The sequence below is a fragment of the Bellilinea sp. genome, assembly GCF_034432615.1.
Classification (GTDB): domain Bacteria; phylum Chloroflexota; class Anaerolineae; order Anaerolineales; family Anaerolineaceae; genus Bellilinea.
This window is the reverse complement of record NZ_DAOUBL010000028.1, coordinates 1-12,289: the sequence shown is the minus strand read 5'-3', so window position 1 is coordinate 12,289 and position 12,289 is coordinate 1. Positions and strand designations below refer to the sequence as shown.

Genomic DNA, 12,289 nt, shown 5'->3' with positions numbered 1-12,289 from the left:
GGAGGGGGCAAAATCGCTCGATTTGACGCACAATTGGATTATTCCGAATAGACATCGGACAGCGCCCACCGTCTGCCGTTTGACCGTTTTCAACTTTGAGAAACCCATGCGATGGTTATGCACACCCCTGAAAACGCAACACGAACATGATAGACTCGTATAAAGATTGTAGAAAGGAATTAACACCATGAAAAGGAAAACGGTTATCTGGATCATTATCGGCGTGGTTGCTGCCATTGCCGCCTATTTTGTCTACCAGTCGTATCAGCAGGCCCAGGCTGCCCAGAACACTGCCTTCCAAACCGAACCGGTGCGGCGCGGCGAGTTGACCGCGCTGGTCGGTGCAACCGGAACCGTGCGCGCCAACCAGACGGCTGTACTGGCCTGGCAAACCAGCGGTCAGGTGGGTGAAGTGCTGGTGGAAGTCGGGCAGCAGGTAAGCCAGGAGGAGGTGCTGGCGGAATTGAAGAAAAGTTCCCTTTCCCAGTCCCTGATTCTGGCGGAAGCCGATCTGGTCAACGCCAAAAAGGCGCTGGAAAACCTGCTGGAATCGGATGTTGCCCGTGCGCAGGCGCAGTTGAATCTGGCGCAGGCGCAGGAGGCATACAAGAAGGCCCAGGACCAGCGCGCCAGCAAAAATTATCAGCGTGCCAGCCCGCTGACCCTCGACGAAGCCCGCACCAACCTGGAACTGGCAAAAATCGAGCTGAAAGAAGCCGAGCGGGTCTATGATTTGTTCGACAACCTCGAAGTGGACAACCCGCAGCGCATGAATGCTTATTCGCGCTATCTGGCTGCCCAGCGCAATTTACAGCGGGCGCAGGCCAACCTGAACTACCTGGAAGGTCTGCCGGACCAGCTGGAAATCGAGAAGGCGGATGCCAATCTGGCTGTGGCAGAAGCCAACCTGAAGGAAGCCGAACGGGAATGGGAACGTCTGAAAGACGGCCCCGACCCGGATGACATCAAAGCCGCCGAAGCGCGCATTGCCGCCATTGAAGCAACTCTGGCGCAGGTGCGCCTGCGCGCCCCGTTTGCCGGCACCATCACCGAAGTCAACATCAAGCCGGGCGATCAGGTCAACCCCGGTACAGTTGCGTTCCGCATGGACGACCTGAGCCGCCTGCTGGTGGATGTGCAGGTGCCGGAAATTGACATCAACCGTATTCGGATTGGGCAGCCGGCCCGCCTGACCTTCGATGCCATTCCCGGCAAGGAATACAACGGCAAAGTGATCGAGGTTGGGCAAGTGGGTACGCCGGTTGCCGGTGTGGTCAATTTTTCGGTGACGATTGAACTGGAAGATGCCGATCAGGCGGTCAGGCCGGGCATGACCGCTGCGGTCAACATCGTCGTGGATCAGATCGAGAATGCCCTGCTGATACCGAACCGCGCCGTTCGTCTGCGCGAAGGCAAACGGGTGGTCTTCCTGCTCAAAGACGGCGTCCCCAGCCCGGTTGCTGTAACGATCGGCGCCATTTCGGATACCTACAGCGAGGTGATCGGCGGTGAGGTCAAAGAGGGCGATGTGATCATTCTGAATCCACCCACCCAGTTTGAAGCCAACGGCCCGCCGCCGTTTGTTCGGAGGTAGGACATGGAAGATTGGGTCATTCAGGCTAACGACCTCCGCAAAGTGTATAAGATGGGCGAAGTGGAAGTCCACGCTTTACGGGGCGCCAATGTTAAAATTCGCCGCGGGGAGATCGTCTCGATCATGGGGCCTTCCGGCTCGGGCAAGTCCACACTGATGAACATTCTCGGCTGTCTTGACCGTCCCAGTGGCGGGCAATACATTCTGGATAATGAGGATGTATCCCATCTGAACAGCGATCAACTGGCGGTCATCCGCAACCGCAAGGTGGGGTTTGTGTTTCAGTCGTTCAATTTGCTGCCGCGCGCAACAGCCCTTTCCAATGTGGAATTACCCCTGCGTTATGCAGGCATCACGCGCGGCAGAGCAGAACGCGCCAAACAGGCGCTTGAAGCGGTGGGGTTGGGCGACCGGCTGCATCACCGACCCACCGAACTTTCCGGCGGTCAGCAGCAACGGGTTGCCATTGCGCGGGCGTTGATCAACGATCCGGCCATCATCATGGCTGATGAACCCACCGGCAACCTCGATTCCAAATCCGGCAAGGAGATCATGGATCTGCTGCTGCGCTTGAACCGCGAACGCGGGACAACTGTGATAATTGTGACCCATGACCCAACGGTGGCGGAGCAAACCGGGCGCATCATCCGCCTGCATGACGGTCTGGTGGTGGAGGATGGGCTATGAATCTGGGACAGGCAATACTCGAAGCGCTGGAAAGTCTGGCAGCCAACAAACTGCGTTCCGGCTTGACCATATTGGGCATTGTGATCGGCGTTGCGGCGGTGATTGCCATGCTGGCGGTGGGTACCGGCGCACAGGACACGATCACCGGCTCAATCAGCGGGCTGGGCAGCAATTTGCTGTTTGTCTTTTCCGGAAACTTTAATGAAGATGTCCGCAACCCCCAACCGTTGACGCTGGGTGATGCCGAAGCCATTGCAGATGTCTTTCAGGCGCCTTCGGTGGCGGCGGTGGCTCCCGCCATTCAGGGCAATGTCACGGTCACTTTCGGCGGCGAACAGACCCGCACGCAGGTCACCGGCATTACCCCCGAATACGAAACGGTGCGCAATTACGGCCTGCTGGAAGGCGAATTCATCAACACAGAACATCTGCTGGGGCGCGCTTCGGTGGCGCTGCTCGGGCCGGATGTGGCCGACCGGCTGTTTGGGCGGCGTGACGGCGTAACCGGTGAGATCATCCGCATCGAGGGGCAGCCCTTCCGCGTGCTGGGTGTGCTCGAACCCAAGGGCGGCAGTTCCTTCGGCAGTCAGGATGACCTGATTCTGGTGCCTTTTACCACCGCACAAAGCCGCCTGATTCGCCGCAGCCGTGACCGCGTGGATTTGATTCTGGTACAGGCGGTCAGCGCCGAAGCCGTACCGCAGGCCACCGAAGAAATTGCCCAAATCCTGCGTTCCCGCCACCGCACCGAACTGGGCGCAGATGACTTTACCATCTTCTCTCAGCAGGATTTTGTCGCCACGGCCCAAACCATCACCGGCGTGCTGACCGTCTTTTTGGGCGGGATTGCCGCCATTTCTCTGCTGGTGGGTGGAATCGGCATCATGAACATCATGCTGGTTTCGGTCACCGAACGGACGCGTGAAATTGGTTTGCGCAAGGCAATTGGGGCGCGCAAGCGCGATATTCTGATTCAGTTCCTGACCGAATCTTCCCTGCTATCCCTGTTCGGCGGGCTGATCGGGATTGGATTCGGCTGGTTGATTGCCTTTGTGGTCGGGCAGGTAGCCGCCCGTTCCGGCACGCCCTTCACACCGGTGGTCGGCATCAATGCCATTCTGCTGGCAACCATTTTCTCCACGGCGGTGGGGCTGTTCTTTGGGCTGTACCCCGCCAACCGGGCTGCCAATTTGGAGCCGGTGGAAGCGCTGCGTTACGAGTGAGAAAAACGCAAATGATTGCGCCTTTGGGTTGAACAAGCGAGTAAGGTAAGCCATAAACAATTTAGCGGGGGATTCCTCACTTCGTTCGGAATGACATTAAAAGGATTACGTCCTTTTGAGCGAGCACAACGGACGCGGCAGGACCCCCACCCACCTCCCCCAAAATCGCTCGGGCGATTTTGGGGGAGGCCGGGAGGGGGACGAAACTCGAAAGTTGATGTGAAAATGATTTATGGCAAGGGGGCGGCGGGCGAAGCCCGCCGCAGGGCTGGGCTTGCGGAGCGAAGCGGAGCAAGCCCTAGCCCGTCCCCTTGCTGGAGTGCGGCGCAAACTGCCAGCGGTTACGAACCCGCCCCAAGCGGGTGAGTGCTGGCGTTTGCAAGGGGGAGGACAGAGGGGGAAAGGGGTTTGGGGAAAACCCAGAGTAGGGTTTTCCCCAAATCAAGGTTTTGGGCTGGGGCTGGCTGGGGCTTGCGGAGCGGAGCGGAGCAAGCGCCAGCCACAAAGCCCCAGCCTACCACATCGAAAAGAGGGCTTGACCTTGACGGGTTCTTTGTGTTTCAGAATGAAACAAGGCAAACCTAAAGGGCTTGACCTTGACGGGTTCTTTTGTTTCCGCAAGGCGCAAGCCCAAGATAATTTTAGGGGTGTAAGTGTTTTTGCGTAAGTGGTAAATGGTGCATAGGCCGGCTTACCCCTACCTGTGGGGGGTGATGATTGTTACTTGCCTATATATGGGGATTTTGCTAAACTGGGGGTTGTGTTTTTCAATTCCATTCCGTGAGGTGAGATGATGGGCATTCCAGAATTACCTAAACCAGAACCCAGTTTTTACTACAGGGAAGACCCGCTAGATAATTTGGCGGTTTTGTTTCAGGCGCAGGTTGCAATGATTGAGGATGCTAAAGCCAGCGGGGGCGTTCCGGCTTTTCGGCTGGGGTTGTTTTTTGCGGATGTGCTAGATTGCTTCGGCTTGCTTGACCTTGAGAATTTGACAAAGGTCATGGGGTACAAGGCTGCTGTGAAGGTTTGGGATGAGGTTAAGCCGAATGGACGCAAAGATAAGTCGGATTGCGTTCAGTAGACGGCAGAGACAAGTTTTGTGCTTGATTGCGCAAGGGATGACTACGGGGCAGATTGCAAGCCGGTTGCAAATAAGCAAGCGGACGGTTTTAGCCTATTCGTCATCTTTGCGCAGTCTGGCGGGGGCGGCTAACAATGCTCATTTGGTGAATATTTGCTGGGAGATAGGCTTTTTCCCTTTGACCCCAGATAGGCGGTAGGCTGGCTTGGGCGTGGATGGCATGATTACCCACTTCCAGCGGTTGACCGGTGGGACATGATTTAGAACCGGTTTGCCAAAATCGGCGGTAGGCCGGCTGGGGCGCGGGGAGCGGAGCGCAGGGCTGGCGCACGAAGTAAGCCAGCCCGAAGCGGAGCGACTATGAACGTGAAGCCGGAGCGAACCCGTGAAACGGGTGAGCGAAGGCTTGACCGACCATTGGCTGGCACAGCCAGCCAGCGCATCCGTGGGGGGCTTGCCCCCCGCGGGGCGCAAGCTTTCAATGCCCCGCATTTGCTAGCCCGCAGTGCGGAGCACAAGGGCGGTAGCAAAGCGGGGCGTGCGCCACAAGAGTGGTGGGTGAGGTGAGCGGAGCGAACCGAACCCACTAAAACCCTACCTTTCCGCAGGGGCGCACAGTACCTTATCCGTCTTTGGCTTACTGGTGCAATGGTTTTTCTTTGCTTTGGCTGGGATGATGGTTTGCCTTTGAAAGGTGATTCAATACCGGTTTGCCAAAATCACCTGTGGGCTGGTTTTGGGGTGGGGGTATTGAATCAATTACCCACTTTCACCGGCGAAACATGATTTAGAACCGGTTTGCCAAATTCGGCGGTAGGCCGGCTGGGGTGATGGTTTTCAGGGCGTACGGGTGAATAAAATCATTGGCATAGGTTGAATGTTTGTGGGCTGGGGTTTTGTGGGCTTCAATCCGCTTTCTGAAACGCATTGGTTGATTGCGTGCTGTAAGGGTTAATCGGTTCTAAATCCTACTACTGATTTGTTTATCTCCTAGATAAACAAATTCCCCATTGTAAAAGTTGATGTGAAAATGATTTATCCCGAATTGACGTTAAACTTAGATGTCCTTTTGAGCGGGCACGGTAATTTCCAAAAGGGCAGCGCCTGCACCTCCCCCAAAAACGCCTCAGCGATATTGGGGGAGGCGCAGGGGGGCAATTCATCAGCACGGGTAAGTGTCGCCGCGCTCGGCGTGATATTGCTTTACTGGGAAAAAAGTTTTTTCCCAAACGGATGTTAAAAAAACAGAGGGCAGAAATGCCCTCTGTTTTTCTTTCGTATCACACGCTGGCTTCCAGCGTTTTTTCCGGTTCGCCCGAGGGGCTGTCCTCCTTGCGCAGCGTAATATCCTGATCTTCGTTGACATCCACAACAATGGTATCGCCTTCGCCAAACTCACCGGCCAGCAACGCATCCGAGAGGCGGTCTTCGATTTTGCTCTGAATGACGCGCCGCAGCGGACGGGCACCCATGTCGGGGTCGTAGCCCAGCTCGGCCAGCAGTTGAACGGCGGCATCGGTCGCGCGCAGGCGGATGTTGTTTTCCACCAGCCGCTCGGCCACTTTGTTCAATTCCAGCGAGACGATTTTTTGAATGTCCTCGCGATTCAGGGCGCGGAAGACGATGACCGAATCGAGCCGGTTGATGAACTCCGGACGGAAGACACGCTTCAGCGAGTCGGTCAGTTTTTTGCGCATTTCCTCGTAGGACTGTTTTTCCTCTTCGGCTTCATCGCGCTGCAGCGGGAAACCAATGCTGCTCTGCCGTTTGATCACATCCGCGCCAATGTTGGAGGTCATCACGATGATGGTGTTGCGGAAGTCCACTTTGTGGCCGCGCGCATCGCTCAGGTGACCCTCTTCCATGATTTGCAGCAGCATGTTGTACGCTTCGGGGTGGGCTTTTTCGATTTCATCGAACACCACAATCGAGTACGGGCGGCGGCGAATCGCCTCGGTCAACTGGCCGGCTTCTTCGTAGCCCACGTAACCGGGCGGCGCCCCAACCAGCCGGCTGACGGTGTGACGTTCCATGAATTCGGACATATCCAGCTGGATGAGGGCATCCTCACTGCCGAACAGGAAACGCGCCAGCGCTTTGGTCAGTTCGGTTTTGCCTACGCCAGTTGGGCCGAGGAAAACAAACGAACCAATCGGACGGCGCGGGTCTTTCAGGCCGGAGCGGGCGCGCCGCACCGCTTTGGAGATGGTCTGGATGGCTTCTTCCTGACCGATGATGTGCTTGCGCAGCTCATCTTCCATGTGCAGCAGCCGTTCGGATTCGGCCTGCGCCATTTGCATGACCGGCACACCCGTCCACATTGAAACCACCTCAGCAATGTCATCGGCGGTGACCACCGGACTGTTGCTGCGATCCCATCCGGAGCGCAGGTTATCCAGTTCGCTCTCCAGCCGGGCTTCCAGTTGGCGCAGTTCCTCCGCATCGTCTACACGGCCGTCTTCCAACGCCAGATTGTGGTTGGCGCGCACTTCGCGCAGTTTGGCCATGATCTCCTTGGCGGTAGTAGCGGCTTTGCTCTTGTACATGCGCACCCGCGAGGAGGATTCGTCAATCAGGTCAATGGCTTTGTCGGGCAGGAAGCGCTCGGTTACATAGCGGGCCGAAAGGCGCGCCGCGGCTTCGATGGCTTCGTCCGAAATTTGCAGGCGGTGATGTTCCTCATACGCGCTGCGAATGCCGTGCAAAATCTGGATGGTTTCTTCCACCGTCGGTTCGTTGACCATGATGGGCTGGAAGCGCCGTTCCAGAGCGGCATCGCTTTCGATGTGCTTGCGGTACTCATCCAGCGTGGTTGCGCCGATGACCTGCAACTCACCCCGTGAAAGCGCCGGTTTGAGGATGTTGGCGGCATCCACCGAGGAACCGGCTGAGCCGGCCCCCACCAGCATGTGGACTTCGTCAATGAACAGGATGGCGCCCGAGGCCTTCAATTCGTCAATCACCCGTTTGAGGCGCTCCTCGAACTGACCGCGGTACATGGTGCCGGCTACCAGTGAGCCAACATCCAGCTGCAAGACGCGCTTGCCGAGCAGGGGAGCCGGCACATCGCCTTCAACGATACGCTGGGCCAGCCCTTCCACAATGGCGGTCTTGCCGACGCCCGGTTCGCCGATCAGCGCCGGGTTGTTTTTGGTACGCCGCGCCAGAATCTGGATGACGCGCTCGATTTCCATTTGTCGCCCGATGACCGGGTCCAGTTTACCTTCTTCTGCCAGTGCAGTAAGGTCGGTTGCCAGTTGATCCACCAGGGTGGTTTTCTGGCTTTTTTGTTCCTGCCGTTGCTGGCTCTGGGCTGCCTGACTGCTGCGGGAAGCCCCGCTTTGCGGATTTCCGCTGCTTTCTTGCAGCACACGGCGGGTTTGGCGGCGGATTTGTTCGGGGGTGATCCCCAGTTTGCGCAGGACGTCCATCGCCCTGCCCTCGGTTGAGCGGATTAACCCTAACAGTAAATGCTCCGTACCGATGTAGTGATGTCCCATCCGGCGGGCTTCGTCAATGGCAAATTCCAGCACCTGCTGGACTCCCGCTGAAAGGTCAATTTTTCCACCGCGATATTGACCGATGCCGCTCAGCCGTTCGACCATTTCCTGTACCCGTTCGGTTTCCAGTCCAAGGTCGCGCAGCACGCGCCCGGCAATCCCGCCTTCTTCTTGAATGAGCCCCAACAGCAGATGTTCAGTGCTGATTTGCGGCTGGCGCATCCGCTCTGCTTCCTGATGAGCCAGACTCAGCACACGGCGTGCTCGTTGGGTAAAACGTTCCATGCTGGACAAGGTGTAATCCTCCTTAACCTGTCAAACCATTCCTTTGCTTGAATGGGCCAATAACACTGGGGAAAATTCCCCGAATTCCGCGCTGCACGATGCAGCATTTGTTTTGGTTTCTTTTGTATGATTCTACCAGAGTTTAGGGGCTTGTCGAGTCACCCGTTTGAGGGATTGTACAAGCCTTGTGGTTGATTGGGGAGTGACTTTGCCGCTTCGTCCGGCCTGATCGGTTCGCCTGTGGGTTGAGTTGCGCTTCCCTCTGTGCGGGAGATTGCCGCGCTCGCTGCGCTCGCTCAAAAGGACATGGGGTTATTGATGTCACTCCGAGCGAAGTGACACTCACCAGTGCTAACGGGAGTCTCCCTCCAGGGCGGGAGACTGCCGCGCTCGCTGCGCTCGCTCAAAAGGACATGCAGCGGTTAATGTCCCTCGGCGCGAAGCGACACGCACCCGTGCTGACGGGAGTCACCCCCACCTTCCTCCCCCAAAATCGCTGGCGATTTTGGGGGAGGCCGGGAGGGGGCCCTGTCAGAGTTTGCCGCGCCCGCTGCGCTCGCTCAAAAGGACATGGGGCTGCTTATGTCGTTCCGAGCGGATCGAGGAACCCCCCACCCTGTTTACCGCTGACCGTGCGAGAAATTGCCGCGCCCGCTACCGCTTGCTCAAAACTTTTCGCAAGCCATACCCGCCAAAATGATAAAGGCCGCCGCAATTTCCGGTAAAATGAAAAAAGCCTTACCAATGGGTTCATCATGAAGCGAGCCGGTGTTTCATGGATCAACTACCTGTTGCCGCGTCTGTCCGACGCGCTGTTTGTCGCGCTGCTGGCAGGACTGATGACCATTGCGCCGCGTCTGTTGAATCAGGACGGCGATACGGGGCGTCATCTGGCCGTTGGCCGCACCATCCTCGCCAGCGGACAAATCCCCCGCGCCGATATTTTCTCACACACGATGAGCGGGCAGCCGCTTGCGCCGCATGAGTGGCTGGCTCAGGTCCTCTTTGCGCTGGCGAATCAGGTGTTGGGGCTCAGCGGGGTTACCTTGCTGACCGCCCTGGTTCTGGCAGCTGCCTTTCGGCTGGTATATGCCGAAGCGCGCCGCCGCAGCGGTTTGCCCCTTCTTTCGCTGCTGATCACCCTGCTGGGGCTGGCGGCTGCCAGCATTCACTTCCTTGCCCGCCCGCACATCTTTACCATCCTGTTCATCACCCTGTGGCTGACGCTGCTGGAACGAATGCGCGAAGGCAGGCCGCTTTCACCATTCTGGCTGGGACTGGTGATGCTGGTGTGGGCCAACCTGCACGGCGCGTTCATCGCCGGCTTTGTGATTTGGGCTGCCTATCTGGTGGAAACTTTATGGGAAGATGCCAAAGGCAGACCTTTCCGCCTCTCACCGCTCAGCCGCACCTTGCTCATCGGCGGCGGAGCAGCGCTGGTTGCCTCCCTGCTCAACCCGGTTGGAATGGGGGTTTGGAAAACCGCATTTGATTTTTTGAGCAACCGCTATCTGGTCGGGCATACGCAGGAATACCTGCCGCCCAATTTTCAACAGGCGGCTTTTTACCCGTTTCTGGTGATGGTTGGCCTGTCGGTCTGGCTGGCAGGCGGCAAAGACGCGGGCTTACCGCTCTGCGGACGTTTGCTGCTGGCCGGCTGGACGGTGATGGGACTGTTCAGCGCGCGCAACATCCCGCTGTATGCGGTGGTTGCAGTGCCCATCCTTTCCACGGCCCTGACGCAGCAAGTTCGCGGCTGGCGCTGGGAAAAAATCGAAACGGCCATCGTGACGGTGGAAAATCAGATGCGCGGGGTGATCTGGATTCCGCTGAGCGTAACGGTTTTGATCCTCTCGCTCCTGTTCGTCCCGGCCGTGCGCCAGGTCAATCGTTTTGACCCGCAGGTTTTTCCGGTGGCGGCGGTGGACTGGCTGGAGCACAACCCGCAGAGCGGGCGCATGTTCAACCATTTTCCGTGGGGCGGTTACCTGCTTTACCGCCTGTATCCCGATTACCGCGTCTTTATTGACGGTCAGACCGATTTTTACGGCGAAGCATTGACCCGCGAGTACGAAACGGTCATCACCCTTGCCCCCGGCTGGGAGCAGGTTCTGACCCGCTATGGCGTGGATTGGGTGATCATCCCGGCTGAACAAGCCCTGGGGCAGGCCCTCCAGCAAGCCAACTGGCGTGAGGTGTACCGGGATGCCACTGCGGTCATTTTACGGCGTTGAACGGCTCAATCGGCCAGCAGGTAGGCCAGAATCCAGCGCGTGGTCGCCAGCAGCGCATCCAGATGGGTGCGCTCGTAGTGGTGGGAGGAATCCACGCCGGGGCCGATCAGCGCAACGCGCAAGTCAGCGCCGCTGCGCAGCAGTGCGCCGCCGTCCGAGCCGTAGTAGGGGTAAATGTCCACTTTGTAGGGAATCTGGTACTGGTCGGCCAGCCGCCGCAGGTGCGTGCTGAGGGCGTGATCATACGGTCCGCCGGAGTCTTTGACGCACAGCGTGGCGTGAAATTCATCCGAGGTCTGCCCTTCGCCGACTGCCGCCATATCCACCACAACCAGTTCACCCACCTCGGCGGGGAAACCGGTCGAAGCGCCGTGACCCACTTCCTCATAATTGCTGATCAGCGCGTAGGTGGTTTGTTTGGGACGCAAACCGGCGCGCTGCAGGGCCTGGAAGGCGGCCACAATGCAGGCCACACAGGCTTTGTCATCCAGAAAGCGCGAGCGGACGAAGCCGTTATGCACCTCAACGCGCGGGTCAAAGGCGACGAAATCGCCCACCTGAATGCCCAGCGCGCGGGTTTCGTCTGCGCTGGATGTGCGGGCGTCCAGCCGGATTTCCATGCTGGTTTCATCGCGCGGCGTGGAGGAAACTTTCTCGCCATAGACATGTACCGAGGCCTTCTCCGGCAGCACGCTGCCGCGGTAGGCTTTGCCGTCCACGGTAAAAACAGTGCAGCCTTCGGCTTCGATGGCATTCCACGGAATGCCGCCAATGCGGGTGAGTCGCAACCGGCCGTTGCTTTTGATTTCCTTGACCATGCCGCCCAGCGTGTCCACATGGGCGGTCAGGGCACGCGGCTGAAGGGCCTGTTCGCCGGGGAAAACGGCCAGCAGGGCGCCTTTGCGGGTGCGCAGGTAACTCAGTCCGGGGATGGACTGCAGCGCAGCCGCCGTATACAGAACGGCCGATTCGGTGTAACCGGACGGGCTGGGGGTGTTGAGCAAGCCGGTTAAAAAGTCAACCAGTTCGGCACTGTTGATTTCAGGGAGTGTTTTCATGGGTTTTCCTTTACAAGGGTTCAGGCGGGGGTTGGGCCGGGCGGAATGCCCTCGAAAGCGGCAATTTTTTCACGCCAGTGGTCGGGAATGGGAATACTGCGGTTCTGGTAGTAATCAAAGGTGACCATGATGATCTCGGCAGTGGCTTTGACCTCGCCAGTTTGTGGATTTTCGATGACATACTCGGTCTGAAAACTCTTGCTGCCCAGGCGGGTCACCCGCATTCCCACCCGCACCGCTTCATTCAGTTGAATTGGTGCGCGGTAGGCAATGTGCACATCGGCAACGATCATGCCGAGATTGAAAAAGTCCTTTCCATCAAACAAACCGAGGTTCTGGACATACGCCAGCCGGGTCTGTTCCAGAAAGACGAGGAAACGGGCGTTGTTGACATGCCACTGCGGGTCAAGGTCGCCATACCGAACAACGATAGGGTAGTAGAAGTTGAAGGTTGCCATGCGCCAATTTTACCGGAATTGTATAAAAATTGTCCAGCAAACGCTGAATGTCAACTGGAATGGTGACCTCTGTCACTTGCACCACCACAGTCTTTTCCATAAACTGAACATATAACCAGAGTATTCCTACCCAAATTGAATATTGAGGAATGAAAGCCATGCAAAT

At 57.7% G+C, this 12,289-nt stretch carries 11 protein-coding genes; 6 read left to right on the top strand and 5 right to left on the bottom strand.

Annotated features, from left to right (window positions below; all coding sequences use genetic code 11):
• Positions 1-187 precede the first annotated feature (187 nt).
• The 5 genes from VAE48_RS01405 to VAE48_RS17460 all read left to right on the top strand — a co-directional run bounded on the left by VAE48_RS01405 (position 188) and on the right by VAE48_RS17460 (position 4,787).
• Positions 188-1,594, top strand: coding sequence for an efflux RND transporter periplasmic adaptor subunit (locus VAE48_RS01405; RefSeq protein ID WP_322791519.1), 1,407 nt, complete (start codon positions 188-190; stop codon positions 1,592-1,594).
• Between the two features lie 3 nt (positions 1,595-1,597).
• Entirely contained in the window at positions 1,598-2,281 is a 684-nt protein-coding gene (locus tag VAE48_RS01400; protein ID WP_322791518.1) for an ABC transporter ATP-binding protein, read from the top strand.
• Positions 2,278-3,504 (top strand): ABC transporter permease, encoded by a 1,227-nt coding sequence (locus VAE48_RS01395; RefSeq protein ID WP_322791517.1) that lies wholly within the window; start codon positions 2,278-2,280, stop codon positions 3,502-3,504. Before VAE48_RS01400 ends, VAE48_RS01395 begins: the two co-directional genes overlap by 4 nt.
• A gap of 790 nt (positions 3,505-4,294) precedes the next feature.
• Positions 4,295-4,588: a hypothetical protein gene (locus VAE48_RS01390; protein ID WP_322791516.1), complete on the top strand. Its 294-nt coding sequence runs from the start codon at positions 4,295-4,297 to the stop codon at positions 4,586-4,588.
• Positions 4,539-4,787 (top strand): response regulator transcription factor, encoded by a 249-nt coding sequence (locus VAE48_RS17460; protein ID WP_416181008.1) that lies wholly within the window; start codon positions 4,539-4,541, stop codon positions 4,785-4,787. The genes VAE48_RS01390 and VAE48_RS17460 overlap by 50 nt, the downstream gene beginning before the upstream one ends.
• Here VAE48_RS17460 and VAE48_RS01385 read toward each other — a convergent pair.
• Entirely contained in the window at positions 4,727-5,080 is a 354-nt protein-coding gene (locus VAE48_RS01385) for a hypothetical protein (protein ID WP_322791515.1), read from the bottom strand. The genes VAE48_RS17460 and VAE48_RS01385 overlap by 61 nt on opposite strands.
• A 788-nt stretch (positions 5,081-5,868) precedes the next feature.
• Entirely contained in the window at positions 5,869-8,373 is a 2,505-nt protein-coding gene (locus VAE48_RS01380) for an ATP-dependent Clp protease ATP-binding subunit (protein ID WP_322791520.1), read from the bottom strand.
• A gap of 755 nt (positions 8,374-9,128) precedes the next feature.
• Between VAE48_RS01380 and VAE48_RS01375 the strand changes: the two genes are divergently transcribed.
• A complete protein-coding gene (locus VAE48_RS01375) occupies positions 9,129-10,607 on the top strand; it encodes a hypothetical protein (protein WP_322791514.1) in 1,479 nt (492 codons plus the stop codon).
• A 5-nt stretch (positions 10,608-10,612) separates the two neighbouring features.
• On the opposite strand, the gene VAE48_RS01370 is transcribed toward VAE48_RS01375, so the two are convergent.
• From VAE48_RS01370 to VAE48_RS01360, 3 genes are all read right to left on the bottom strand, one after another.
• Positions 10,613-11,665 carry a M42 family metallopeptidase gene (locus VAE48_RS01370; protein ID WP_322791513.1) on the bottom strand — a complete coding sequence of 351 codons (1,053 nt, stop codon included), beginning with the start codon at positions 11,663-11,665 and terminating at the stop codon, positions 10,613-10,615.
• 20 nt (positions 11,666-11,685) lie between these two features.
• Complete coding sequence (locus VAE48_RS01365; RefSeq protein WP_322791512.1) at positions 11,686-12,123, bottom strand: thioesterase family protein; 438 nt, start codon at positions 12,121-12,123, stop codon at positions 11,686-11,688.
• Positions 12,071-12,289, bottom strand: a 219-nt coding sequence (locus VAE48_RS01360; RefSeq protein ID WP_322791511.1) for a hypothetical protein, incomplete at its 5' end; no start/stop codon positions are given. The genes VAE48_RS01365 and VAE48_RS01360, both read right to left, overlap by 53 nt.